General features: G+C 59.2%; 18 protein-coding genes and 1 other annotated feature. Of the genes, 12 read left to right on the top strand and 6 right to left on the bottom strand.

Features of this window, described 5'->3' with window-relative positions; genetic code table 11:
- The first annotated feature begins 24 nt into the window (after window positions 1–24).
- Window positions 25–134: a sequence feature (Trp leader region), on the top strand.
- Window positions 135–247: 113 nt separating this feature from the next.
- The 6 genes from HC757_RS13040 (at window position 248) to trpA (ending at window position 7,115) form a co-directional block, all read left to right on the top strand.
- Window positions 248–1,819, top strand: coding sequence for an anthranilate synthase component 1 (locus HC757_RS13040; RefSeq protein WP_169564816.1), 1,572 nt, complete (start codon window positions 248–250; stop codon window positions 1,817–1,819).
- On the top strand, window positions 1,816–2,418 hold the full coding sequence (locus tag HC757_RS13035; RefSeq protein ID WP_169564815.1) for an aminodeoxychorismate/anthranilate synthase component II: 603 nt from the start codon (window positions 1,816–1,818) through the stop codon (window positions 2,416–2,418). Before HC757_RS13040 ends, HC757_RS13035 begins: the two co-directional genes overlap by 4 nt.
- Window positions 2,415–3,524: an anthranilate phosphoribosyltransferase gene (trpD, locus tag HC757_RS13030; protein WP_169564814.1), complete on the top strand. Its 1,110-nt coding sequence runs from the start codon at window positions 2,415–2,417 to the stop codon at window positions 3,522–3,524. Before HC757_RS13035 ends, trpD begins: the two co-directional genes overlap by 4 nt.
- Window positions 3,525–3,527: 3 nt before the next feature.
- Entirely contained in the window at window positions 3,528–4,970 is a 1,443-nt protein-coding gene (gene trpCF, locus HC757_RS13025; protein ID WP_169564813.1) for a bifunctional indole-3-glycerol-phosphate synthase TrpC/phosphoribosylanthranilate isomerase TrpF, read from the top strand.
- Between the two features lie 118 nt (window positions 4,971–5,088).
- Window positions 5,089–6,297: a tryptophan synthase subunit beta gene (gene trpB / locus HC757_RS13020; protein WP_169564812.1), complete on the top strand. Its 1,209-nt coding sequence runs from the start codon at window positions 5,089–5,091 to the stop codon at window positions 6,295–6,297.
- Window positions 6,294–7,115 (top strand): tryptophan synthase subunit alpha, encoded by an 822-nt coding sequence (gene trpA / locus HC757_RS13015; RefSeq protein WP_169564811.1) that lies wholly within the window; start codon window positions 6,294–6,296, stop codon window positions 7,113–7,115. Before trpB ends, trpA begins: the two co-directional genes overlap by 4 nt.
- Before the next feature lie 98 nt (window positions 7,116–7,213).
- Here the strand turns inward: trpA and HC757_RS13010 are convergent, their stop codons facing one another.
- Genes HC757_RS13010 through HC757_RS12990 form a run of 5 tightly spaced genes read right to left on the bottom strand, consistent with a single transcriptional unit; the run spans window position 7,214 to window position 14,618 of the window.
- Window positions 7,214–8,473 (bottom strand): type III PLP-dependent enzyme, encoded by a 1,260-nt coding sequence (locus tag HC757_RS13010; protein ID WP_211164410.1) that lies wholly within the window; start codon window positions 8,471–8,473, stop codon window positions 7,214–7,216.
- Window positions 8,470–10,362 (bottom strand): IucA/IucC family protein, encoded by a 1,893-nt coding sequence (locus HC757_RS13005; RefSeq protein WP_169564810.1) that lies wholly within the window; start codon window positions 10,360–10,362, stop codon window positions 8,470–8,472. Before HC757_RS13005 ends, HC757_RS13010 begins: the two co-directional genes overlap by 4 nt.
- Window positions 10,343–11,539: an MFS transporter gene (locus tag HC757_RS13000; protein WP_169564809.1), complete on the bottom strand. Its 1,197-nt coding sequence runs from the start codon at window positions 11,537–11,539 to the stop codon at window positions 10,343–10,345. Before HC757_RS13000 ends, HC757_RS13005 begins: the two co-directional genes overlap by 20 nt.
- The gene (locus HC757_RS12995) at window positions 11,530–13,437 is read right to left on the bottom strand and encodes an IucA/IucC family protein (protein WP_169564808.1); all 1,908 of its coding nucleotides are present in this window, start codon (window positions 13,435–13,437) and stop codon (window positions 11,530–11,532) included. The genes HC757_RS13000 and HC757_RS12995 overlap by 10 nt, the downstream gene beginning before the upstream one ends.
- Window positions 13,437–14,618, bottom strand: coding sequence for an ATP-grasp domain-containing protein (locus HC757_RS12990; RefSeq protein WP_169564807.1), 1,182 nt, complete (start codon window positions 14,616–14,618; stop codon window positions 13,437–13,439). Before HC757_RS12990 ends, HC757_RS12995 begins: the two co-directional genes overlap by 1 nt.
- Window positions 14,619–14,905: 287 nt before the next feature.
- On the opposite strand from HC757_RS12990, the gene HC757_RS12985 reads away from it, so the two are divergent.
- The 6 genes from HC757_RS12985 to HC757_RS12960 all read left to right on the top strand — a co-directional run bounded on the left by HC757_RS12985 (window position 14,906) and on the right by HC757_RS12960 (window position 22,373).
- A complete protein-coding gene (locus HC757_RS12985) occupies window positions 14,906–15,676 on the top strand; it encodes an HpcH/HpaI aldolase family protein (RefSeq protein ID WP_169564806.1) in 771 nt (256 codons plus the stop codon).
- Window positions 15,677–15,691: 15 nt separating this feature from the next.
- Window positions 15,692–17,812, top strand: coding sequence for a TonB-dependent receptor family protein (locus HC757_RS12980; protein ID WP_169564805.1), 2,121 nt, complete (start codon window positions 15,692–15,694; stop codon window positions 17,810–17,812).
- 248 nt (window positions 17,813–18,060) lie between these two features.
- The gene (locus HC757_RS12975) at window positions 18,061–18,606 is read left to right on the top strand and encodes a septation protein A (RefSeq protein WP_169564804.1); all 546 of its coding nucleotides are present in this window, start codon (window positions 18,061–18,063) and stop codon (window positions 18,604–18,606) included.
- Window positions 18,606–18,905 carry a YciI family protein gene (locus tag HC757_RS12970; RefSeq protein ID WP_169564803.1) on the top strand — a complete coding sequence of 100 codons (300 nt, stop codon included), beginning with the start codon at window positions 18,606–18,608 and terminating at the stop codon, window positions 18,903–18,905. Before HC757_RS12975 ends, HC757_RS12970 begins: the two co-directional genes overlap by 1 nt.
- Window positions 18,905–19,711, top strand: a complete 807-nt coding sequence (xthA, locus tag HC757_RS12965; protein WP_169564802.1) for an exodeoxyribonuclease III — start codon at window positions 18,905–18,907, stop codon at window positions 19,709–19,711. Before HC757_RS12970 ends, xthA begins: the two co-directional genes overlap by 1 nt.
- A 487-nt stretch (window positions 19,712–20,198) precedes the next feature.
- Window positions 20,199–22,373 (top strand): M4 family metallopeptidase, encoded by a 2,175-nt coding sequence (locus HC757_RS12960; RefSeq protein WP_169564801.1) that lies wholly within the window; start codon window positions 20,199–20,201, stop codon window positions 22,371–22,373.
- A 74-nt stretch (window positions 22,374–22,447) separates the two neighbouring features.
- Here HC757_RS12960 and HC757_RS12955 read toward each other — a convergent pair whose 3' ends face one another.
- Window positions 22,448–23,896: a methyl-accepting chemotaxis protein gene (locus HC757_RS12955; RefSeq protein WP_169564800.1), complete on the bottom strand. Its 1,449-nt coding sequence runs from the start codon at window positions 23,894–23,896 to the stop codon at window positions 22,448–22,450.
- Window positions 23,897–23,967 lie beyond the last annotated feature (71 nt).

Raw genomic sequence — 23,967 nt, 5'->3', positions numbered from 1 at the left:
ACGCCCTTACAGACAGCTTTCAACATCATTTGGTGGTGGCACTTCCCAACTTAGCGGGTGGTGTGAAACGCTGTGCTCCTTGAAAAAGAGAACAGATTCAACGAAGAAGCCCGCAACCATGCGGGCTTTTTTGTTTATGGTGCCTTGTAAACAAGGAAATGTCCGCAGCGACAGGGCAAAACAGCCAGGAAGAGACCGAATATGAAGATTGCACTCGCCACCCAAGCGAAATATAAGGAACGCCAAGATGCCTGATGCCGGAATTGCCCAACCCAAGCTCGCTAAGGTCAGGGTCAGCAAGATGCCGCTGACCTACCATGCGGACCCCCTGCGCCTATATCAACAGCTGACCCAGGGTGCGCCTCACACCCTGTTACTGGAATCTGCCGAAGTAGACAGCAAAGATCACCTCAAGAGCCTGTTGATGACCCACGCGGCGCTCATGATCCGCTGCGACGGCTATCGCTTGCGCTTCACCGCCCTGACAGACAACGGCGCCAGCCTGCTCGAGCCCATAGCGCATTTCTTCAGCCGCTCCGCCCAGGCTGACACAGAGCATGACGGCAAGCTGCTGACCGTCACCCTGCATAAGGACACCCGGCTCCAGGACGAAGATGCCAGACTCAAGTCGGTATCGCCGCTCGATGGCCTGCGCATGTTGGTACAAAACCTGGACTGCGGCGCCCAGCCGGCCTTCGAGGACTTATTCCTCGGCGGCGTACTGGCCTATGATCTGATAGACACGGTCGAGCCGCTGCCGGCCGTGGCCAATGCCGACAACGACTGTCCGGATTACCTCTTCTACCTGGCCGAGACCTTGATCTTGGTGGACCACCAGACCCGGGAGGCGGAGATCGTCAGCCACGGCTTTCACCCCGCCGCCGATGCCATACTGGCCGAGCGCCTGGCGCGGCTGCAAAAAGACAGCCAGACACTGATGCCGGTGGCGCAACTGAAGCCGGTCACAGACGAAGTCAGAGTCAACATAGACGACGAGCGCTTCAAGCAGAAGGTCGATGAACTCAAGGAGCATATCATCGCCGGCGACATATTCCAGGTAGTGCCCTCACGCAGCTTCAGCCTGCCCTGCCCCAACAGCCTGGGCGCTTACCGGGCGCTGCGGCTCAGCAATCCCAGCCCCTACATGTTCTATTTTCAGGGACCCGACTTCACCCTCTTCGGCGCCTCGCCCGAGAGCGCCCTCAAGTACGAGGCCAAGAGCAACCAGGTGGAGGTCTATCCCATCGCCGGTACCCGCAAACGCGGCAAGACGGCGACGGGCGAGATAGACTTCGATCTCGACAGCCGCATCGAACTCGAGCTGCGACTGGACAAGAAGGAGCTGTCCGAGCACCTGATGCTGGTGGATCTGGCCCGCAACGACATAGCCCGCATAAGCAAAAGCGGCAGTCGCAGGGTGGCTGAGCTGCTCAAGGTCGACCGCTACTCCCATGTGATGCACCTGGTCAGCCGGGTCACGGGCCAGCTGCGTGACGATCTCGATGCCCTGCATGCCTATCAGGCCTGTATGAACATGGGCACCCTGGTCGGTGCCCCCAAGGTGCGTGCCTCGCAACTGGTACGCGAAGCCGAAAAGGCCAGACGCGGCAGCTATGGCGGCGCCGTGGGTTATCTCAATGGCCTGGGCGACATGGACACCTGCATCGTCATACGTTCGGCGTTCGTGAAAAATGACCTTGCCTTCATCCAGGCGGGCGCCGGGGTGGTGTTCGACTCGGATCCCCAGGCCGAAGCCGACGAGACCCGGCAGAAGGCCCAGGCGGTGATCTCCGCCATTCACATGGGAGGTGGCCTATGAAACTCTATCTATTGGATAATTTTGACTCTTTCACCTACAACCTGGTGGATCAATTCCGCAGCCTTGGCTGTGAGGTCGTCATCTATCGCAACGATGTCGACGCCGACTATATCGCCGACAAGCTGCTCCAGGAGGCGGGCAAGGTGGCACTGGTGCTCTCCCCCGGCCCAGGTGCGCCCCACGAGGCCGGCTCTATGATGGCGCTGCTCGCCCGCGTCGCCGGCAAGGTGCCCATGCTGGGCATTTGCCTGGGACATCAGGCCATGGTCGAGCATTATGGCGGCAAGGTCGAACGCGCCCCCTCTGTGGTCCATGGCAAGGCCAGCCCCACCTTACATGGGGGCACAGGCATCTTCGCCGGCTTGCCCTCGCCACTGCCCGTGGCCCGCTACCACAGCCTGGTCGCGACCCGGGTGCCCGACTGCCTGAAGATCATCGCCAGCACTGAGGACATGCCCATGGCCGTCTTGCACCCGCAGCACAGGGCCGTCGGCTTTCAATTTCATCCCGAGTCGATACTCACCACCCTGGGCAGTCGGCTATTGTTACAGACATTGGACTATCTAACCGCCGATGCCGATGCGGGGGAGGCGCTATGAATTCAGTTAAGAGCACGGCCAAGGGCATTGCTGCAACCCGGGTCGACTTACAGCCGCTGTTCGATGAACTCTACCTGGGCCATAGCCTCAGCCGGGAGCAGACCCGCGCCCTGTTCGATGCCCTGATCGCCGGCGAGCTGAGTGAAGTCGCCATGGCCGGGATGCTGGTGGCCCTCAAGCTGCGCGGCGAGACCATAGCCGAGATCTCCGGCGCCGCCGATGCGCTGCTGGCGGCGGCCAAGCCTTTCCCCAGGCCGGCATTTCCCGCCGGCACCGCCATAGTGGATATCGTCGGCACAGGCGGCGACGGCCATAACACGATCAACATCTCCACCACCGCCGCCTTCGTCGCCGCAGCCGCCGGCGCCAGGGTCGCCAAACACGGCAATCGCAGCGTCTCCAGCAAGTCGGGCTCGTCGGACCTGCTGGCACAATGCGGCATAGCACTGACCATGTCGCCCCGGACCGCCGGCGATTGCCTGGCCAGACTCGGGCTGTGTTTCCTGTTCGCCCCCCACTATCATGGCGGCGTCAAGCACGCAGTGCCGGTGCGCCAGGCCCTCAAGACCCGCACCCTGTTCAATCTGTTGGGGCCGCTGATCAACCCGGCGCGCCCGGACGCCATGTTGCTGGGGGTCTATGGCCCAGAGCTGGTACTGCCGATAGCCCAGGTGCTCGAGGCCCTCGGGGTCAAGCGCGCCCTGGTGGTCCATGGCAGCGGCCTGGATGAAGTGGCGCTGCATGGCGATACCCAGGTGGCCGAACTCGACAAGGGGCAAATTCGCCAGTATCGACTATCGCCGGCTGACCTGGGGGTACCTGCCGCCCAGCTGAGTGAACTGGAAGGCGGTGAGCCGAGCGAGAATGCCGTCATCACCCAGGCCATATTGCAGGGCAAGGGCAAGACGGCCCACAAGAATGCGGTTGCCATCAACGCGGGTTGTGCCTTATATATCGCTGGCGTCTGCGAGTCGGTACGCGCGGGCACGGCGCTGGCGCTGGCCACCATAGACAGCGGCAAGGCCTACGGGCTGTTGCTGCAACTGGCTCAGGCCAGCCAGGAAGACCTGCTGCAGCAAAACCTAGAGCCAAGAGCCGAGGGTTAAGGAATGAGTGAAGGAATGAATAACGCCATGAGTAACGTGTTGACCCGCATAGTCGCGACCAAGGCGGCGCATATTGAGCAGCTGAAACGCCGCTTCCCCGAGGCCGACCTGAGGCCACAGGTATCGGATCGCAGCCTGTTCGAGGCCCTGAAGGCCCCCGATGCCGGCTTCATCCTCGAATGCAAGAAGGCCAGCCCCTCCAAGGGGCTGATCCGTGACGAGTTCGATGTCGAGGCCATCGCCGACATCTATGGCCGCTATGCCGCCGGCATCTCTGTGCTGACGGATGAACAATTCTTCCAGGGCGACATGGACTATATTCCCAGGGTCAGAGCCAGGGTCAGCCAACCCATATTGTGTAAAGACTTCTTCGTCGACAGCTACCAAGTCAGGCTCGCGGCGCATCAGGGCGCCGATGCCATACTGCTGATGTTGTCCGTGTTGGACGATAGCCGCTACCGGCAGCTGGCAAGCGAAGCCGCCAAGTTTAGCCTCGATGTGCTGACCGAAGTCAGCAACGCCGAAGAACTCGAGCGGGCCATCGCCCTGGACGCCGCCATCATAGGCATCAACAACCGCAATCTGCGGGATTTGAGCACAGATCTGGCCACCACTGAAGCATTGGCGCCGCGTGTGCCCGCCGATCGTGTCATCATCAGCGAGTCAGGGATCTATGATAACAAGCAGGTGCGGCGCCTGAGTCCGCTGGTGAATGGCTTCCTGGTGGGCAGCTCCATCATGGCCCAGGCCGATATCGACCTCGGCTGCAGGCAACTTATCTATGGCCACAACAAGGTCTGCGGCCTGACCCGGCTCGAGGACATGCAGGCCGTGGCCCGGGCCGGCGCCGTCTACGGCGGCTTGATCTTTGCTCCCAAATCACCACGGGCGCTCACGCCGCAGCAGGCACTGGAGCTGGTCACCCGCCAAAGGGAAACGGATCCGCAGCTGAAATTTGTCGGGGTGTTCGTCGACCAGCCGCTGAGCGAGATAGTCGCCCTGGCCAAGCGCCTGCGGCTCCATGCGGTGCAGTTGCATGGCAGTGAAACCGAACCGGAAATCGCCGCCCTCAAAGCCGCCTTGGCCGAGGCTTGCGACGAGCGCCAAGGCGAAACCCAAGTGTGGAAGGCGATAGCTGTCACCTCGGATGCCCAGGCGCAGCCGGCTGTGCCCCAGGGGGCGGATAGGTACTTGTACGACAGTCGGGCGGCGGGACAGTTTGGCGGTACGGGCCAATGTTTCGACTGGCAGTCTTCACTGTTGCAGCATTCATGCGTCGACAAGGCACAGGCCATGCTGGCGGGCGGCTTAACCCCGGAGAATGCCGCGAAAGCCAACGCCCAAGGATTTTATGGTCTGGATTTCAATTCCGGACTGGAGACGGCGCCCGGGATCAAGTCGGCCGAGAAGATAGCCGCCGCCTTCGCGCAGCTGCGCCGCTACTGAAGAACAACGGGCTCATGCCTTGCATAGCCGCCCCATGCGGCCCAAGACATAGGCGACAGAGACACGGCCACCACAAGATGGCCATGGCTCAAGATGAATGTAAGATAAGGATACAGGTATGACCAAGCTTAAGCTCGACCCTTATTTCGGCGAATATGGCGGCATGTATGTACCGCAAATTCTGGTGCCGGCACTGCAACAACTGGAAACTGCCTTCGTCGAGGCTCAGCAGGATGACGCCTTCAAGGCCGAGTTCAACGACCTGCTGCAAAACTACGCCGGCAGGCCGACGGCGCTGACCCTGACCCGTAACCTCAGCCCCAATCCCATGGTGAAGATCTACCTCAAACGGGAAGACTTGCTCCACGGCGGCGCCCACAAGACCAACCAGGTATTGGGCCAGGCGCTGCTGGCCAAGCGCATGGGCAAGCAGGAAATCATCGCCGAGACGGGCGCGGGCCAGCACGGGGTCGCCACGGCACTGGCCTGTGCCCTGCTCGGGCTCAAGTGCAAGGTCTACATGGGCGCCAAGGACGTGGCCAGGCAATCCCCCAACGTATTCAGGATGCGCCTCATGGGTGCCGAAGTCATTCCCGTCACCTCGGGCTCAGCGACCCTCAAGGATGCCTGCAACGAGGCCATGCGCGACTGGTCCGGCAGCTACGACAAGGCCCATTATCTGCTCGGCACCGCCGCAGGTCCCCATCCCTTCCCCACCATAGTGAGGGAATTTCAGCGCATGATAGGCGCGGAAACCAAGCGGCAGATATTGGAACGTGAAGGCAGATTACCCGATGCCGTCATCGCCTGCGTCGGCGGCGGCTCCAACGCCATCGGCATGTTCGCCGACTTCATCGACGAGCCAAAGGTGGCACTGATAGGGGTGGAACCGGCCGGCAAGGGCATAGACACCCCCATGCATGGCGCACCGCTGAAACACGGCAAGACGGGGATCTTCTTCGGCATGAAGGCGCCGCTGATGCAGGACAGCGAAGGCCAGATCGAAGAGTCTTACTCCATCTCCGCCGGACTGGACTTCCCTTCGGTCGGACCGCAACACGCCCATTTGCATGCCACGGGCCGCGCCAGCTATGAGTCGGCCACGGACGAGGAAGCGCTGGACGCCTTCCAGTTGCTGGCCCGCTGCGAAGGCATCATTCCGGCACTGGAATCGGCCCATGCCATCGCCTACGCACTCAAGCTGGCACGCGCTGCCACCAAGGAAACCTTGCTGGTGGTCAACCTGTCGGGCCGGGGTGACAAGGACATCTTCACAGTTGCAGACATCTTAGACGCCAGAGCCCAGGACGAGGAAGCATCAAAATGAACAATATCAACGCCAATGACGGCCGTTACCAGGCTACCTTCGCCCGCCTCAAGGCCGAGGGCCGCGGCGCCTTCGTGCCCTTCGTCACCCTGGGCGATCCCGGGGCCGAGCTGTCGCTGAAGATCATAGACACCCTGGTGGAGAATGGCGCCGATGCGCTGGAACTGGGTTTCCCCTTCTCGGATCCCCTGGCCGACGGTCCCGTGATCCAGGGCGCCAATCTGCGCTCGCTGGCCGCGGGCACGACCCCTGGCAGCTGCTTCGAGATGCTGGGGCAAATTCGCGCCAAGTATCCTGAGTTGCCCATAGGCCTGTTGCTGTACGCCAACCTGGTCTTTGCCAACGGCATAACGGCCTTCTACGCCAGGGCCGCCGCCGCCGGGGTAGATTCGGTATTGATCGCCGACGTGCCGGTGGAAGAGTCGGCCCCCTTCGCCGAGGCGGCCAAGGCTCAGGGAATAGCGCCCATCTTCATCGCGCCGCCCAACGCCGACAGACACACGCTGCAACGGGTGAGTGAGAGCGGCGCAGGTTACACTTATCTGCTGTCCCGTGCCGGCGTCACAGGCACGGATTCCAAGGCGGGCACCCCGGTGGAAGAGATACTGGCACAGCTGCGCGAATTCAACGCCCCGCCGCCTTTGTTGGGCTTCGGCATCGCCGAACCGGCCCAGGTCAGCGCCGCCATCAAGGCGGGGGCGGCCGGTGCCATCTCGGGGTCTGCAGTGGTGAAGATCATTCAGAGCTACCTGCATGACGAGCCCAAGCTGCTGGCGACGCTGGCGGACTTCGGCCGCGCCATGAAAGCCGCCACCTGAGCCGCCGGCTTAGCAAGAGCCACCGGCGTAGACACACGTCCCCCCCCAAAAAAAAGAAAAAGGCCTGCATCCAGCAGGCCTTTTCTATGTCACCTCACTCAAGATTCGATGAAGTGCATTACAGGTGGCGCATGCATCAGGAAATGCTGATGCGAGATGTTCCAGGCATAGGCCCCAGCGTGGGTGAATACCAGATAATCCCCCAACTGCAGCGCTTCTATGTGTTGCCGGCGCGCCAGCACATCTTTTGGGGTACATAACTGGCCAACCAGGGTGGCCTGCTGCCGCACCAGCCTGGTGTCATCCCCCTCTGTCTCGGTCGACTGCCGTCGCCGCACCCCGGGCAGCACCATGAAGGGATGATCATGATTCTGGGCCGCCGGGGTCCGGAAATGGTGGGTACCGCCGTGAGCTATCACGAACCATTCACCATGGTTCTTCTTGATATCCAGCACTTCCATCACATAACAACCGGCGGCGGCGGTGACGAAGCGGCCGCACTCGAAACGGATTTTCACTCCGGTCAGCTGCGCCTCCTCTATGAGCCGCGCCAGCCCGGCGCAGAACGCCGGCCAATCGAATACCTGCTCTGGATTGGCATAATCTACCCCTATGCCACCACCGACATTCAGCAAGCCAAGATCCAAGCAATATTCGCGGCACCAGCGCTTGAAGGTGGCGAAGTACAGCGCGATCAGCGCCAGGTGCCGCTGCACATCCAACTGGTGGGACATCAAGTGGAAATGAAATCCCGCCAATGTCAGTTGCGGCGCCGCGGCTATGATGTCGATGGCGGCACCGAGATCTTCCGCGTCTATGCCGAAGGGCGTCGGCTTGCCGCCCATGGTCAGCCGAGTCTGGGCTATGCCTTCGAGCGAGATGTTCATCCGCAGCAGGATCCGGCAACTCGCCTGTTTCTGCGCGCAGAGGGCGGCGAGCCGCCTGAGCTCGGTCAAGCTCTCCACATGTATGGCCTCTATGCCGAGATCTATCGCCCTGGAAAGCTCGGAGATCAGCTTGCCCGGGCCGCCGAAGATCAACGGCATCTCGGGATGGCAGGCATGCAGCCAGTCGAGTTCCCCACCCGAGGCGGCCTCGAAGCCATGCACCACGGGTGCCAGTGTCGCCAGTATCCTGGCCTCGGGATTGGCCTTGGCGGCGTAATAAAACTCACAGTTGTCCGGCAGGGCCGCTACCAGGTGCCGGGCATGCGCCTCGAGTCCCTGGAGATCATAGATGTAGGCGCATACCTGGGTGTCCGGCGCCTGTCCGGCAAGGATAGTGTCTATGGCCTGGGCTATTCTGGCCCTATTGATGCCAACCTGGGCAGGCGAGGTTTGAGTGTTGGTTGGCATCATGCTGTCACCGGGCTTAGGGCCAGGGGATTGGCCAGTTGAGTGTAACCAGACAGACGATCCGCCTGCTTCAGCAAGCGTGTGGTCAGGTTATTTTTTGAAGGAATGTCATCGCCTCGCAGCACCCCCATGAGTTCAGGCTGCTCGCCCTGCAGCAGCTGCCACTGGGCTATGGCCTTGGCCAGGCGTTGCCAGAGACTTGCCTCCAGCGCATCATCGCCGCCGGCGAGGTGGAAGATGGCTTCGCTGACATTGTTGATTAAGGTGCAGTAGCCGATACGCTGCCACCCCTGCTCGCGGCTGTAGTACACTGAGGCCTTCGCCTTGGCCGACCAGCCACTCAAACGTTCTGCCGGCCAGTGTTCGGGAACTAACTTGGTGCCTTCCAGATCGCGGATCCACACGAAGGCAGGCAAGCCGGCATCGAAGCCTATGACAGTGTTTTGCAAGTGCGGCTCGAATGCGACGCCCAGCTTGAAGAAATAGTAAAACACCCCCGGCAGCAAGGCATCCAGATAGGCGTCGAACCAGGTTAGCGCCGTCTGGCCATAGCTCTGCTGTCGCTGCCGCGCCAGGCGCGCGACCGCTTGTCCGCATAGGCTTTGGCCCCTCATGTCCCAGGCAAACAGGGCGCCGGCCATCTGCGGCCGGTATTTCTCTTGCAACTCGGGTGCTATGCCGTCACGGTAGAGGATCCCGAAACATTCGGCCACCATGATGGCCGCGGCGTCTTCCTCGGCATTGGGGGCCAGGCCACAGAGATCCAGGGTGCTGGCCGCAGGCTCGGCCATCAGGGCAAACTTGGGACAATGGAAATAGGCATCCTCGGTGGCAGCCAGCAGGAGACGGCTCAGCGCCACCGCGCTTTCCAATTCGTACCAGGCGTTCTTGCGCACACAATTGGTCAGGCGCACGTGAATGGAGAACTTGAGGAACTGATTGATCTCCGGCAGATAAGTGGTTCGCACCGACGATGTCGGATAGACCTCGGCGCCCAGGTTGCCTATAGGGGTCATCCGCCCTGCGGCGATTGCCGCCTGCACCAGGGGCTGCGCCAATATGGTCTGCACTTCCCAGGGATGGCATGGATAGAGACAGCGGCCGCTCGGCGCCTGTGTCTGACTCGCCTGCTCCAGCAAGGTTAGCGGCAACACCTGGGTGCAGCGCAGCTGTTTGACCAAGCCGGCATCGACCTCGAACCAGTAGAGGGGAAAGTTGGCCTGGATCTCGGGCGAACAGGCGAGCATGTCATCGAACGCCACCCCATGACGGCTCTTGGGCGCCGGATGCATGGCGTGGCCCCACAGCAGACTCTGCTCGGAGGCGATGAGACTCGTCTGGGCACTCAGCTGCCCCGAGGGCGCGCCATCGGCGCCCTGGATTGCCTCATACGGATCGAGCCGCTGCACGAAGGCCTTGGTCACCTCCATGCTGTTGCCTATCTGCGCCAGCAGCTCGTGATTGAAATCCGTGTCTGTCACCCGCGCCAGATGCCCGAGCAGAAACTGCGCCAGCGCCAACGCCTCCATGGGCTGCCAGCAATGGCCCTTCCTCTTCAGATAAGGCTGGCCGATGAAACGGCAACGCCCCAACAGACTGACGCGATCGGCCACCAGCAGCAGGACGGCCCCCGACTCGGGAAAGCAGATCCGCACCTTACGCTCACCCGCCAGAATGCCATGACTCAGGGCCAGAGGTCGATCCGCCGACTCATAGTTTAAGCACACCTGGGCGTGAGGCTGGGCATATTCACGTATGTAGCAGTTGAGCAGGCAGCCGATGCCATTATCCTCGGCCAGTTGCCTATGCCATTGGTCGCGCATGCTGTTGCCGACTTCGGCAGCGGCGATGACACTCGCGGTAACATTAGCGCTATGGGACTGTGCAAGCATGATCTTGAACCTCCTTGAAAGAAAAAATCAATACGAATAAGCCGGCACCACAGCTCAATGCCGCCAGCAAGAAAGGCCATTGCAGGTTGCCCAGCTGGCTCACGCCACTGGCCGCGAGCCCTGCCATCACCCCGGCCCATTTACCCCAGGCATCGAAACGGCCAAAGCTCAGCCCCGCCGCCTTGTGGTTCAGGCTCTGGCTCACTAACAGATGCAAACCGCTGTAACTCAGGACTATCCCCAGGCCGAACAACAGTCGCAGCCAGAGCAGTCCCTCGCTGCCGGGCAGCAAAAATTGCCCTAAGCAGGAGATGCCCAGCAGCCCCAGCCCCAAGCGGCTCTGCAATTGGGGACTCAGGCTGAGCTTCTTGGTATGGAAGGCCAGCAAGAGGTAGACGAGGTGCGGCAGGCTGTAATAGAAGCCGCTGAGGGCATCGCTGCCGACACCCAACTGCTCGCTATAGGGCAAAAAGTAGGGAAAGGTCACCACCATGGCGAAGCAGAATAAAAACTGCAGCCAGAGCAGATGCGAGAACGCAGTCCCTGTCCCAATTTCAGTCCCTGTCTGCATCCGGGTTGGGGCGTCCGCTTTATCTGCCGCGGGCCCTGCGCCTGCCGTCGGCATGGCTTGGTCGCCATCACCAGGCAAAAAGCTGCAGATGAGCAAGGCCAGCAGCGGCAACAGCGCCAACGCCCGGTAGATCTGCAGGGGTTCACTCAGATGGGTAAACAACCCGAGAACGATGGGAGCACACACCAGGGCGAGCCGCGCCGAACATTGGGTCAGGTTCAGGCTATGCGCCAGCGCCTTGCCCCCATATAGGCGGCTCAGGTAGGCGTTAGACGCCGCCAGCGTGCCACCACTCACCCCTTGCACCATCAGGCCCAGGGCAAACAGCCAGACAGAGTCGGCAAAACCCGACAACAGGAAGCCCAACACAAGTCCAGCCTGTGCCCGTAGCAGCGAGGTCTTCTTGCCGAACCTGTCGGCAAAACGTCCCCACCAGGGTGCCGTCAGGGCGGTGCAGACGGTCGGTAACACGAACATGGCGCCAACGAGATAGCCTGAATCCGCCAGCCCCAGGCTCGTCAGCATTCGCGGCAGGAATAAAGGCATGCCCAGGGCGGTAAAGGCCGTCAGGAAATGACAGAAGAGTACGATTGCAATCACTGGCATGGGCTTGGCTCGCCTCCCGCAGCAACGCCGGCTTCGGGCCCGGCTGCCAACTCGGCGCCCGGCAGGGTCTCGAGCAGGAAGTTGGGCGCGCTCTGCCCATAGAACTTGTTGACATCGCTGGCCCCCGACCGCGTCTTGCTCAGCAAACTGCCGGAACTCAACAGGTATTTCAACGGCAAGTAACTCTGCTGCAACAGGTAGTTGCGGGCATACGCCGTGGCTATGCCCTGCGCATCCAGCGCGTCCAGTTCGGCGATGAGTTGCTCGCGCAGCCGGCGGTATAGATAGGCCCTGGTACCGAGTCCCTTGGCCGCCATGGCCTCTATGATGGCGGCAATATCCAATTGCAGCGTGATGGTGACGAACATCTGCGCCAACGCCTCGTCGCCCTCCACCAGGATACGCCTGTCGAGCAACCCGGCCAGTTGCGCTTGGGCCTGCGCCCTGGCCTCGGCGCCGTCTCCGCTGCCCTTAACGGCACATTCGACGGCGCTTTGAAGATAACGCTCGGGCAGAAGACGCGCCGAATCGTTGTCTTTCATCACCAGAGACAAGCCCGAGACCCTATAGGCCAATACCGCATTCTGCTGATTCGACTCCAACGCCATGCCGTACTTGAGCCACAACCTCAGGTGCACCCTCAGCAACAGGCTAAGGTAGTCATCAAACCAGGCCTGCCAGTCGCCCTGATAATAGACATCCGCCAGATGCGCCAGGTACAGGCGCCCATCCGGCATCTCGCTTGCCAATGCCGCCACGGGCACCAACTGCTGCCGCTGCATGGACTCGGGGTAGCGCCGCACTATGTAGGCAAATTCCTTATGCTCGCCCAGATGGCCGCCGTGGCGCTCATCCACATGCGCGAACAACTGGCCTATGACGGCGTCGGTCTGTGCAATCCGGGTCAGCGCCCGCTCGAACCAATGGCCGTCGTAGAGGGTACTGGGTTTGATCAGGCGAATGTTTTTCGCCCCCAGAGTGGCCATCAGCAGCGGCACCTTGATGTGGACTCCGGGAAAGTCCACCAGGGCCAAGGTGCGTACCGACAGTGTCGGCTGCACCGTCAAATAAGCAGAGGGCGCCCGAATGATGCCCTCCGGCAGGACCCCGAGACTCGCCAGGGTCAGAGGGTGCACGGGAAACAGGCAGTGGCTCAGGCTCAGCTCGGGTGCCAGTCCCACCTGACTCATGGTCGGCCAGCAGGCCGGCACGGCAGAAGTGAGTGACACCTGACGTTTGTCGACCGCCAGCCAATTGAGTTCGAAGCGGGGCGCAAACTCAGGGGCATAGCGCCGCAAGGCAGCGGCATCGAAACCAACCTTGGCGCGCGCCGTCGGATAGTAGGGGTGATCCAGATAGGCGGCGAGCTGATCGCTGAGCAGCAGCTGCCTATGCCAGTCGGCGGCCTGACTCACACCCGTGGCCCCTGTGCTCTGCTTCGCGCAGCCGAGCGATTGCCTCAGGAGTGGCGTCTGGCTCCTGTAGGCCTGCCGGCATAGCTCCCTGTGCTCGGCGGCGCAATCTGCCTCCAGAATATAGTCGCGAAACAGCCGCGCCTCCTCCTGCGTCAGGCCTGCCGCCAGGCACTCGAGCCAAGCAGTGTAACCCTGGCTGTAGCGCGCAGCGGCAGGCGGCTCGGGCTGCAGCAGCCAGCCGGTGCCGGCGGCCCGCCAATGCTGCAAATACTCGGTCGCCTCGAGGGGAATGAACAAGGTCTGTGTCCCCAAGTGGCTCACCTGCAGCCAGGCTTGCGGCGAGACGGACGACCCGGGCCAATGGCGAGCCAGGTCGGCGGGCAGCGTCGTCAACAGCCGGCCCCGACTCATCAATTCGCACACGTTCTCGCGCAGACAGGTGTCTATGATCCTCTGGCCTATATAAGATTGGGACTGTGTCATCAATTCAGCTCCCATTCCAATTTCTGCCCCAGGGCATCGGCACTGGCTTCCAGGCCCTGCAAATCCTCGCCTATCAGGGTCAGGACGCCAAGATAGTCCTTGTTCGAATGGCTCAGGCTCAGATGATCTCCCGCCTGTTTCAGCGGCAGGAAACGTACCGCGCCATGGGGGCTCTGCTGCACGAAGGCCTCCGGGCTCTGGCCGATATGACCCGATGCGAGCGCCGGAAAATAACGGACCAACGCCGCCGAGGTATGGGTTTCGAGTGCGGGCAATGCCGCTCCCGCGTGCAATGACAAGATGGTCTCGAACCAGTTGAAGGGCAGCAGCTCATCCAGGAGGAACTCACGGCCATCACCTATGCTGCGATAGTTGATCTCCACCAACACAGGCCCCTGCGCCGTGAGGATGAATTCGCTGTGGCAGACGCCGAAATTGATGCCGAACGCCTCTACCTGTGCCAGGGCTTGCTCTCTGAACCGGGTACAGATGGGCCCATTCCACTGGGCCTGGGTCTCGACAAAATGCGGTAACTCGGACAGGGTCACATCGAAACCGCCTATGGCCTGCAGTCGCTCGCCATCGCCCAGGGTTTCCAGGGTGAACAAGGGCCCCTGCAGATAGGCCTCCAGCAAGATGCAGGCATCGCCGCGACCGGCGCCGTATGCCAGCAAGGCAGCATGCGATTCACACAGAGTCACATCCATGCTCGCCACCCCTTCCCTGGGCTTGGCAACCACGGGGAAGGGTATCGCCTCGGGCAAGTCCTGTTCCGCTTGCCAGCAATGGCTCCACACATTGGGCAGCATCAACTCGGCTAGCCTGGCACGCATGGCCGCCTTGTTCTTCGCCTGGTAGCACAGTCGCCAGTCCTTGCCCGGGCAAGCAAAATATTGTGCTACCAGGGCGGTGCTCGTCTGCAAGTGATCGCTGTTGGAAAACACCAGCTGTGGCTCTATGCCCCGGGTTTGCAACATATCTATGATCGCCAGCGGATTGAAGACATCGGCTTCCAATATCTGATCCGGGGTAGAAGCGGCATAGGAAAAATACTGCCTATGCGCCAAGCCATGGTCCGTCACCAAAATAACCTCGTACCCCAATTTAACGGCAGCTGGCACAAACCCCTGGGTCACAGCCCTGTTCTCGACATGCGTGATCAACACCAATACAGGCTTCATCTTTACTTCCTTTTGAGCTAAATGAACGACGGCGCCATGACACGGCCAAGTTCGCCGTCGTCGGTCAATTTCGCCACAAGTTAAATAAGAATCGTTATCATTAAAAGCAAATTTACAATTCCATCGCCGAAAATATCGGAAGCCGGGAGAGACGACATCTGCGCAAGCATCCAGTCAACACATTGAAATCATGATTTATTAAAAGCGGTAAAAAGACTTGACCAAAATCATTAAATGAGAATAATTATCGATTCTATTTTTAACTGTATTTGGTGCGGGAGGAGCTGATGCTCGGAACTAACTCACTCAAAGCCAAGCTTGCCGGGGATGAAGTCGTCTTCGGCATGCTCAACTCTGTGCCCATCCCTGTGGTCGTCGAAATGCTGGCCTACGCGGGTTATGACTTTGTGCTGCTGGATACAGAGCATGTGCTGCACGGCGACGAGAACCTGGCCCACTGCATACGCGCCGCCGAGTGTGCCGGCATCACCCCCCTGGTCAGGGTGGCCGATGCCAATCCGGCGGTCATAGGCAGGCTGCTCGATGCCGGCGCCCAAGGCATAGTGGTCTCCCGTGTCACGGATGTCGACACGGCCAGACAGGCGATTGCCGCCAGCAAATACCCGCCTCTGGGCCATCGTGGCATCAGCGGCGGACGCAACACAGGCTTCGGTACCCTGCCACTGGCCGATTACATGGCGCTGGCAAACCGGGAAACCTTCGTCGGCCTGATGATCGAAGATCCCCAGGGATTGGCCGCCCTCGGCGACATGCTGCAGTTGGGGCACATAGACATGATTTTCGAAGGCGCACTGGATCTGAGCCTGGCCATGGGCCATGGCATCGACTTCGGCCATGCCCAGGTACAGCAGAGCCTGCAGGATATGGCCGAACACTGTGCCCGGGCACGTGTGCCCTTCTGCGCCATCCCGCGTCTGCCGGGCCAGAAGCCGAAATGGCAGCGCCAGGGGGTGAATGCCTTCCTGGTAGGAGAAGACAGAGGATTGATTTTCAAACAGTTTAAACAGCAACTCCAGAATTTAATACACGAAAAATAACTCCAAGGAAGTAACATGTTCATCTCGAATAAGCTCTTCAAATTGACGACCCTCTCCATGGCCGTTGCCGGCGGTATTTCAGCTACCGCGGCACATGCAGAGCAAAGCGCCAAGCCCGAAGTCATAGTGGTCAGAGGCAGTGTGCTGGGCAACTCGGAAGTGGCCGACTTGAAGACCTACACGGGTAATCGCAGCATCATCACCCATGAGCAGCTGGAGCGCACCGCGGTCCGCTCCATAGACACCGCCCTGCAGCAAGTGCCTGGGCTCAAAATCAAGGACGAAACCGGCACCGGCGTGTTGCCGAACGTCTCGGTACGAGGCCTGGACAGCAGTCGCAGCGGCTATGCCCAGTTCCTGCTCGACGGCGTGCCCATGACACTGGCCCCCTACGGTCATACAGGCCAGTCCCTGTTCCCCGCTACCCTCTTCATGATCGACAGGATCGACGTGGCCCGTGGCGGCGCCTCGGTGCAATACGGCCCCAACAACGTGGGTGGGGTGATCAACCTAGTCTCCAAGCCGATCTCAAGCGATTGGGAAACCCAATTCAACGAGCGCGTGACCTTCTCCGGCGGCAACAAGCTGTACGACACCAATCTCAGCACGGGGGGGGCGGTCAACGAGGATTTCTCCCTGCGCCTGGATGGCAACCTGACCCAGGGTGAGTCTTTTCGCGAGCACTCACAAACAGATATCAAAAACCTGATGCTGAAAACCGTCTGGAACCTGGACAACAACAATAGCCTGGATGCCAACCTGCAATACTATGATGCCTTTGCCGAACTGCCGGGTGCGCTGAATACCCAGGCTTACCTGGAAGACAGAGAACAGTCTCTCAGGCCCAACGATGAGTTCGAAGCAGATACCAAACGTATCAGCCTGAAATACAGCCATACCCTGGCACCCTCCACACTGGTCGATTACGGCGAAATTGAACTCATGGGCTTCGCCAATGAGAGTTCACGCAACTTCCAGTGGGATTTTTATAACAAGAATAAAGACACCGACGGCAACTTAGGCACAGACTGGAGCGACACCACGCAGACGGCAACGGACTTGCGCACTTCCCCGCGGGAGTTCAGCGTCTACGGCATAGAGCCCAAGGCCAGCATCTTCATCGACGGCAAGATAAGCCAACACATCATCGCCGGGGCGCGTTACGTCAACGAAGACATAGGCTACAAACTCAATCAGACGGATAAGCTCACGGGGGTGACCACCAGCCCCAGGGATTGGCACCTGGACACCAACGCCATGGCCTATTATGTCAGCAACAAGTTGGGCTTCATGGACGACAGACTGACCCTGACCCCTGGGCTGCGCTACGAAGACGTGCGCATGACCTTCACCAACCTGGGCCAGGACTACAGCCAGGATAACCATGTGACCCAATGGCTGCCGGGTATCACCCTGGGTTATGAGCTCACCCCAGACTGGTTCCTGTACGGCAACGCCCAGCGCTCGCTGCGCACCCCGCAGATAGCCCAGCTGTGGCCCAAAGATCAAACCCTGGAGTCGGAACTGTCATGGAACTATGAAGCCGGGGCCAGATTCACCCCGACCGTCAGAAGCAATATCAGCCTGGCGGCCTACCGCATCGATTTCGAGAATAAAGTCGAATACGACAAAAACATCAGCCTGTTCGTCAACATAGGCAAGACCCGCAATCAGGGTATAGAGCTGCAAGGCAAGTATTCGCCCATGTCATTGCCGGATCTCAGCCTCAGCGGTGCCTACAATTACCTGGATACCGAGCAGCTCGACGGCGCGTTTGCCGGCAAGCAACTGCCCTATGTGTCCAAGCACCAGGTATCGGTCAGCGCCCTGTACAGCATAGCGCGGGTGGATCTCGGGCTGATGGCCTACTACTACAGTAAATCCTTCGCTGACTTGGCCAACAGTGTGGCAGAGAATGCCTCGGGTACCGCAGGTGAAATCCCTGGCTATACGGTAGTCAACTTCAACATCAGCACCGAGCTGTTCAAGCGAGACCGGCATGGGCTGAAAGTCGGCCTGTCGGTCAACAATCTGTTCGACAATGAATACTACTTCAGGGGGCTGGATGTATCACCCGCGGGCCGGGTGGCGGCGCCCGGGCGCTCCCTCAGCCTGGACCTGGGCTACAGCTTCTAGTCCAGCTTCCAGCCCAGACTCTAACCAGGAGTCTAGTCCAGAATCGCAGCCGGGCTGAGCCAGCATCGGCTGCAAACCAAACAGCATAGGCGCCAGCCTATGCTGTTTCATTTCTGTCTACCCAGTCTCACACCAACCTCACGCCTGTCAGTTCGGCGGCTCGGCTTCGCCCTGGGCAAGCGCAGGCTTTGGCGCCTCAATCAGGGCATGTTACACTCGGGCAAATGTCTCTTTTACCTAAGTGATTTATGAAACAATTGCTCGACTTCCTGCCCTTGGTCATCTTCTTTGCCGTCTATAAAATGTTCGACATTTATGTCGCCAGCGGCGCCCTGATTGGTGCCACTGCATTGCAACTCCTGGCCACTTATCTCATCTACAAGAAACTCGAGAAGATGCACCTGATCACCTTCGCCATGGTCGCAGTGTTCGGCAGTTTGACCTTGGTCTTCCACGATGACACCTTCATCAAATGGAAAGTCACCCTAGTGTACGCCCTGTTTGCCATCGCCCTGGGGGTGAGTCAATTGCTGGGCAAACCCATCCTCAAAGGCATGCTGGGTCAGGAACTCAAGGTGGCCGACGCCATTTGGGCCAGGGTGACCTGGTATTGGGTCGGTTTCTTCATCAGCTGTGGCCTGGTCAACCTCTATGTTGCCTTCAGTCTGGCGCAGGAAACCTGGGTCAACTTCAAGGTCTTCGGTCTCACGGCATTGACCCTGCTCAATACAGTGATCACTGTGGTGTATTTATTCAGGCATACCTCGGAAGAACAACGTAAGGAACTCAAATAATGTGGTATATGATTTCGTCTCAGGATATTGAAAACAGCCTTGAAAAGCGTATGGGCGCACGTCCGGCGCATCTGGCACGCCTGCAGGAATTGGCCGATGAAGGCCGCTTGTTGCTGGCCGGGCCTCATCCCGTCATCGACTGCGAGAACCCGGGTGAAGCCGGTTTCAGCGGCTCCCTGGTGGTCGCCGAATTCGAGTCGCTCGAAGACGCCCAAGCCTGGGCCGATGCCGATCCTTATGTCGCCGCCGGTGTGTATCTGAGTGTGCTGGTTAAACCTTTCAAGCGAGTATTGCCCTGATGAAAATAGTCTCATTCAACATCAATGGCCTGCGGGCACGCCTACCCCAATTGCAAGCGCTGATCCATGCCCATCACCCAGACATCATAGGCCTGCAGGAAACCAAGGTGCATGACGAGTCCTTCCCGCTGGAAGAAGTCCAGGCCATGGGTTACAAGGTACATTACCATGGCGGCAAGGCCCACTATGGAGTCGCCATGCTCTCCAAGAACGAACCTATCGCACTGCAGAAGGGCTTTCCGACCGATGACGAAGATGCCCAGCGACGTATCATCATGGCCACCTTTGCCCAAGACAACGGCCGGCCGCTGACGGTGATCAACGGCTATTTCCCCCAGGGGGAGAATATCAGCCATGAGACCAAGTTCCCGGCAAAGCGTCAATTTTATCAGGACTTGATGCGCTACCTCGAAGCCCACCACAGCAACGAGGAAGACATTGCCATCATAGGCGATATCAACATCTCCCCCATAGATCTGGACATAGGCATAGGCGAAGCCAACGCCAAACGCTGGTTGAAGACAGGCAAATGCAGCTTCCAACCCGAGGAACGTGAGTGGCTCAAGACCTTGCAGGCCTGGGGCCTGATCGACACCTTCCGCCAGCTGCATCCTGACCGCAGCGAACGCTATTCCTGGTTCGATTATCGCAGCAAGGGCTTCGATGATAACCGCGGCCTGCGCATAGACGTGATCCTGGCGACCCCGTCGCTGGCGGCCCGTCTGGTCGAGGCCGAGGTGGATTATGAACTCAGGGGCCTGGAAAAGCCCTCGGATCATGCCCCTATCTGGAGCACCTTCAGCTAGCCTGATCCTCCACAGGACACCTGGTTGCTACTGGGTGTCCTGGCTGGCGTGCTTTACCCACCGACTTTACCCACTTTCTTTACCCATCAGCTGTACCCAGATTCGTTACTCCTGTTGTTCGCACATTTTTTTGGGTCATTCCTCCATGCCAGTCTCAATCCCGCCCCCATTCCCAAGCCATGGCAGCCGGATACTTTTTTTGAAACCGAACGTAAACAAATCATTACAAAGTGTAAACTTGCCACTCGGTTATAATTCACAGCTTCCCGATTATTAACAATAAGTTACTTTCAGCTCATTTTTTATACAATATTTCGTACCGAAAACTAAATAATTACTATTTACGATGGTTACATTTATTTACACAAGAGTCACATCATGCTAACAATTAACACGCTCTGCTCAGGATGGTGGATGTATCAATCAATTGGCAGTCGGGCTCAGAGCCAAACACTAAGTGATTAATGATTGAAATAAAAGGAATTTTATGAAAACTTTATTCAAGATTGCACCGCTGGCACTCGCCATCGGATTCACGGCTAACGTCAGCGCCGCCCAATGGCAAGATGTGGCTCGCCTCAGCAGTAACCCAAGCACGGCCTCGTCCGTGATGCAGCAATCCCTCTCCCAACAACTGAATCTGGGCAACGACCACAGGATGGAAGAAGTCCGCAGGGTCAAGACCCGCAGCGGCAAGGAAAAAGCCCGTTTCCGTCAAATGTACCAAGGCGTGCCCGTTTATGGCAGTAGCCTGGTCGCCGAAGCCAACAGCTTTGGCCTGATGCAGGCCAGCAGTGGTCAGGTGCTGACTCAGCTGGAGCAAGATCTGAGTTCAGTGGCCGCCAAACTGTCGGCCAAACAAGCACTGCAAAGACTCGCGGGTCACGGCATCAAGACCGACAAGCTGGAAAATGTCCAGAGCCAGCTGTATATCTACCTGGGTGACAACGACCAAGCCAGGCTGGTGTATCAGGTCTCTTACTTCGAAGCCGGCGAACAACCGCGTCGTCCCTTCGGGATCATAGATGCCAACACGGGAGAAATAGTCAAGCAATGGGACGGGTTGAATCACGCCCTGGTGGGCACAGGCCCCGGCGGCAACCAGAAGACGGGTCAGTACGAGTACGGCACCGACTTCGGTAATCTGGATGTGGCTCAGTCCGGCAGCACTTGTACCATGAACAACACCAATGTGAAGACGGTCAACCTGAACGGCGGCACTTCCGGCTCGACCGCGTTCAGCTACACTTGTCCGCGCAACACGGTCAAACAGATCAACGGCGCCTATGCCCCATTGAACGACGCCCACTTCTTCGGCGGTGTGGTGTTCAACATGTATGACCAATGGTATGGCACAGCGCCCCTGACTTTCCAGCTGACCATGAGGGTTCACTATTCCAGCAACTATGAAAACGCCTTCTGGGACGGTTCGGCCATGACCTTCGGTGACGGCCAGAACACCTTCTATCCTCTGGTAAGCCTGGATGTATCTGCCCATGAGGTCAGTCATGGTTTCACCGAGCAGAATTCAGGGCTGGAATACTCGGGTCAATCCGGCGGTATCAACGAGGCCTTCTCCGACATGGCGGGTGAAGCGGCCGAGTTCTTCATGCAGGGCCAGAATGACTGGCTGGTCGGTGCCCAGATTTTCAAAGGCAACGGCTCGCTGCGTTACTTCGCCGATCCTACCCTGGATGGCAGTTCCATAGGCCATGCCGACGATTATTACAGCGGCATAGACGTGCACCATTCCAGCGGGGTATTCAACAAGGCTTACTACCTGTTGGCTCATACCAGCGGCTGGGATACGCGCAAGGCGTTCGAGGTCATGTTGAGGGCGAACCAATTGTACTGGACCAGCACCAGCGACTTCGACAATGCCGCCTGTGGCGTCAAGAAAGCCGCGGATGATGCGGGCTACGCCAGCCAGGACGTAATAGATGCCTTCACTCAGGTTGGGGTCAATGCCAGCTGTGACGTGATCCCACCGGTAGGAGCGGTCGAGCTGCTAAATGGGGTTGCCGCGACCAATCTCAGCGGCGCTTCGGGATCTCAGGGCCAGTACTATATCGACGTACCTGCCAATGCCAGCAATCTGAATGTGCAGATGAGCGGCGGCAGCGGCGATGCGGATCTCTACCTGAAGGCCGGCAGCCAGGTCAGCAAGACCAACTATGATTGCCGTCCCTACAAGAATGGCAACAGCGAGTCTTGTGCCGTGGCCAGTCCTCAGGCGACCCGCTACTACATAATGCTGGATGGGTATTCGAGCTATGCGGGTGTGACTCTGGTTGCCAGCTACACGGACGGCACTGGCGGTGGCAGCAGCTTCGAAAACAATCAAAGCTACAGCATCCCCGACAACAATACCTCAGGCGTGGTCAGCCCGATAGACGTGACTCTGAGTGCCACTTCGGCTCAGGCAAGCGTCCATGTGAGCATCACTCATACCTATATCGGCGATCTCAAGGTCACGCTCATGAGCCCTACGGGTCAAAGCTATGTGCTGCATAACAACAGTGGTGGCAGCAGCGACAACATAGATCAGACCTATACCGTCAGCCTCAGCGGCGATGACGTTCAGGGTAACTGGCAACTCAAAGTGGTAGACAGTGCCAATCTTGACAGCGGCACTCTCAACAACTGGAGCATAAGCTTCTAGCACTCAAGTAGGCCGTGTGTCCCGTATGGGCACCCGGCCTGCTCTTCCTATCTCACGTTATACCCACACTTGGCTTATTGAGTGCGGTACTGCTTCAGTATGGTGTTCAGGTCCAGCGAGGCACTGTGCAGATTGTCCGCCAATTGCACCGAACGCAGCGCCGTTTGCTTGATGGTATCAGACTGCTGCCGAACCTCATTGAGCTGGGCACTCATATCCCGCGATGACACACTCTGCTGCTCTGCCGCCGCCGCGATCTGGCTGCTCATGTCAAACACGGCAGTGACCGAACGTGACATGGCTTCGACATCTTCCCCGACAGCCTCTATGGCGCTGCGCCCCTGCTCAGACTGGGTGACTATATCCTCGGTCAACCCCGACAGGGTCCGGGTTCCCGCCTGCAGACCTTCGATCATCGCCTTGATCTCGACCGTGGCTTTCTGGGTACGCCCGGCCAAGGTCCTGACCTCATCGGCCACCACGGCGAAACCCCGCCCCTGTTCTCCGGCCCTGGCGGCTTCGATGGCGGCATTCAGCGCCAACAGGTTGGTTTGTTCTGAAATGGCGTTGATCGTGGTGACGACAGCATCTATCTGGGTGGTATCTTTGGACAACTGCTCGACCGAGGTAAAGGCAGTGCCTATGGTGCCTGACAGCAGGCCTATGCTGGCCACAGTGTCACTGATCCGCCCTTGGCTGGCGGAGACTTGCGCCGCATTGTCTTTGGTCAGCAAGGAAGTATCACCGGCATTGCGTGACACTTCTTCGATGGCCGAGCTCATCTGTTCCATGGCGCCGGCAACCGAATCCAGGTACTGGTGCTGATAGCTTATCAACTCATCGCTGACCTTGGCCTGTTGACTGAATTCATCCGAGGCGCTCGCCAGTGTCTGAGCATTGCTCCTGATGGCCGACACCATGTCGCTCATGTTATCGGCACAGCTGTCTATCTCGCGGGCGATCAGGCTGAAGTCGTCGGTGCCGAAGAAGTTTAACCTCTGAGTCAGATCCCCCTCCGCCAGACGCTTGATGGCGACGTACATGTCCCACAAGCCCCCACCCAGGGAAGTCGAAATCCAATAACTCAGCTGGAATAGCGGCAACAAACCCGCCAGCGCCAGCCACAGCATGAGTTGGGCATTGCTGCTGGCATCACGCTCCCAGGCACTCACGTCCCGGGATAATTGCAAGTATTCACCGCCGACGGCGGCGCTGACTGTGAGCCTGTCACCCTGTCTGCTGTGTTCATCGCGGCCGCTCAGGCGGGCGTCATGGCTGAGGCCAAACTCCCTGAGTGCATCACCGCTCAGGCCCTGGGCACTGGCCACATCGGCCAGGGTATCCACGCCGGCCTGCAGCCTGGACTCGGACTGAGCATGGATCAAGGTCTGCGCCTGTTGCAAATTCGTCCAGGCGACAGCCGCGGTAATCACGGCAACCAGGCTGCAAAGCATCCAAAATTTGCCGTTGAGACTCAACTTAATCAACATGCCATCGATGGCGCGAAACTGGATTGCCTTCATTAGTGTCATCCTCAGTCAAAAATCCACCCAATGTGAAACACGGGGCGTTAATGGCTTATTCTGGCACACTT

Origin of the sequence: Shewanella salipaludis (genome assembly GCF_012911865.1) — a bacterium.
Taxonomy (GTDB): Bacteria; Pseudomonadota; Gammaproteobacteria; order Enterobacterales; family Shewanellaceae; genus Shewanella; species Shewanella salipaludis.
This window is presented reverse-complemented; position numbering and strand designations above follow the sequence as displayed.

Bases quoted from the DNA above. Each gene is read 5' to 3' on its own strand.
- HC757_RS13040 (WP_169564816.1), top strand. From the start codon at position 248: ATGCCTGATGCCGGAATTGCCCAACCCAAGCTCGCTAAGGTCAGGGTC.
- HC757_RS13035 (WP_169564815.1), top strand. From the start codon at position 1,816: ATGAAACTCTATCTATTGGATAATTTTGACTCTTTCACCTACAACCTG.
- trpD (WP_169564814.1), top strand. From the start codon at position 2,415: ATGAATTCAGTTAAGAGCACGGCCAAGGGCATTGCTGCAACCCGGGTC.
- trpCF (WP_169564813.1), top strand. From the start codon at position 3,528: ATGAGTGAAGGAATGAATAACGCCATGAGTAACGTGTTGACCCGCATA.
- trpB (WP_169564812.1), top strand. From the start codon at position 5,089: ATGACCAAGCTTAAGCTCGACCCTTATTTCGGCGAATATGGCGGCATG.
- trpA (WP_169564811.1), top strand. From the start codon at position 6,294: ATGAACAATATCAACGCCAATGACGGCCGTTACCAGGCTACCTTCGCC.
- HC757_RS13010 (WP_211164410.1), bottom strand. From the start codon at position 8,473: ATGATGCCAACCAACACTCAAACCTCGCCTGCCCAGGTTGGCATCAAT.
- HC757_RS13005 (WP_169564810.1), bottom strand. From the start codon at position 10,362: ATGCTTGCACAGTCCCATAGCGCTAATGTTACCGCGAGTGTCATCGCC.
- HC757_RS13000 (WP_169564809.1), bottom strand. From the start codon at position 11,539: ATGCCAGTGATTGCAATCGTACTCTTCTGTCATTTCCTGACGGCCTTT.
- HC757_RS12995 (WP_169564808.1), bottom strand. From the start codon at position 13,437: ATGACACAGTCCCAATCTTATATAGGCCAGAGGATCATAGACACCTGT.
- HC757_RS12990 (WP_169564807.1), bottom strand. From the start codon at position 14,618: ATGAAGCCTGTATTGGTGTTGATCACGCATGTCGAGAACAGGGCTGTG.
- HC757_RS12985 (WP_169564806.1), top strand. From the start codon at position 14,906: ATGCTCGGAACTAACTCACTCAAAGCCAAGCTTGCCGGGGATGAAGTC.
- HC757_RS12980 (WP_169564805.1), top strand. From the start codon at position 15,692: ATGTTCATCTCGAATAAGCTCTTCAAATTGACGACCCTCTCCATGGCC.
- HC757_RS12975 (WP_169564804.1), top strand. From the start codon at position 18,061: ATGAAACAATTGCTCGACTTCCTGCCCTTGGTCATCTTCTTTGCCGTC.
- HC757_RS12970 (WP_169564803.1), top strand. From the start codon at position 18,606: ATGTGGTATATGATTTCGTCTCAGGATATTGAAAACAGCCTTGAAAAG.
- xthA (WP_169564802.1), top strand. From the start codon at position 18,905: ATGAAAATAGTCTCATTCAACATCAATGGCCTGCGGGCACGCCTACCC.
- HC757_RS12960 (WP_169564801.1), top strand. From the start codon at position 20,199: ATGAAAACTTTATTCAAGATTGCACCGCTGGCACTCGCCATCGGATTC.
- HC757_RS12955 (WP_169564800.1), bottom strand. From the start codon at position 23,896: ATGAAGGCAATCCAGTTTCGCGCCATCGATGGCATGTTGATTAAGTTG.